We start from the raw sequence: 1,346 nt of genomic DNA, 5'->3' as shown, positions 1-1,346 counted from the left end.
GGGCGTGTCACGGCAACCGTGTAAGCAGCGGACGGACCAAGATCGACTTCCGTGCCGGGCATGGTGGTCGGGAAGGACGTCCCAGTGAACGACGAAGATCTTCAGTCGGTCGCCAACGACGCCGCGGCGGCCGGTCGGCTCGCCGCGGCGTTGCAGCCTCAAGCGATCGACGCCTTGATCGCCGACGCCCAGGCCGCCGGCACCCCGATCGACGGGGTCGACGGGCTGCTCAACCAGATGACCAAAGCCGTCCTCGAGCGAGCTCTGCAGGGCGAGATGGCCCATCACCTGGGGTATGAGCGCGACGATCCCTCAGGAGCAGGCACCGGCAATTCCCGCAACGGGCACTCACACAAGACCGTGTCGACCACGAACGGCCCGGTCACCATCAAGGTGCCGCGCGACCGCAACGGCGAGTTCGAACCGCGGATCGTCCCAAAACGCAAACGTCGTATCGGGCAGATCGACGAACTGGTCCTGTCCTGCTACGCGCGCGGAATGTCGACGCGAGACATCGAGGCGCATTTGCTCGAGGTCTACGGAATTAACGCGTCTCGGGAGATGGTCTCCAACATCACCGACATCGTCACCGACGAGATTGAGCTGTGGCGCAATCGCCCCGTCGACGAGGTCTATCCCATCATCTATGTCGACGGCATCCGGCTGCGGATCCGGGACAAGGGCGCGGTCACCATCAAGGTCGCCCACCTCGTGGTGGGTGTCGACGTCGAGGGCCGCAAGCACGCCCTCGGGGTCTGGATCGCCGAGGCCGAGGGAGCCAAGTTCTGGCACTCGGTGCTCACACAGCTCCGCAACCGCGGTCTGCGTGACGTCCTGATCGCCTGCTGCGATGGTCTGACCGGCCTGCCCGAGGCCATCACCTCGGTGTTCCCCGACACCGTGGTCCAGACCTGTGTGGTCCACGTGATCCGCAACTGCATGCGGTTCGTGTCCTACCACCACCGCAAGAAGATCACCGCGGCGATGAAGACGATCTACACCGCGCCCACCGCCGAGGCCGCCGAGCTCGCCCTCAAAGACCTCGATCGCACCTGGGGAGCCCAATACCCCGGCGTCATCGATGTCTGGGAACGCGCCTGGAACGAATTCGTCCCGTTCCTCGACTACCCCGCCGAACTCCGTCGCGTCGTCTACACCACCAACGCCATCGAGTCCATCAACTTCCAGCTACGTAAAATCACAAAAGCGCGCGGTCATTTCCCGTCCGACGAGGCCGCGATGAAGCTGCTCTACCTCGGGCTTCGCAACATATCGAGCAACCGCGGCGGAGAGTCGGGCACAGGCACCCACGGCTGGAAAATAGCGCTCAACACACTGGTCGTCCA

General features: G+C 64.2%; 1 protein-coding gene. It reads left to right on the top strand.

The features are described from left to right. Positions 1-60 precede the first annotated feature (60 nt). Positions 61-1,346 (top strand): IS256 family transposase (locus LN037_RS32075; protein WP_255695449.1); only part of this gene is annotated, 1,286 nt, incomplete at its 3' end.

This window comes from Actinomycetospora soli, assembly GCF_021026295.1.
In the GTDB taxonomy this organism is placed as follows: Bacteria; Actinomycetota; Actinomycetes; order Mycobacteriales; family Pseudonocardiaceae; genus Actinomycetospora; species Actinomycetospora soli.
This window is presented reverse-complemented; position numbering and strand designations above follow the sequence as displayed.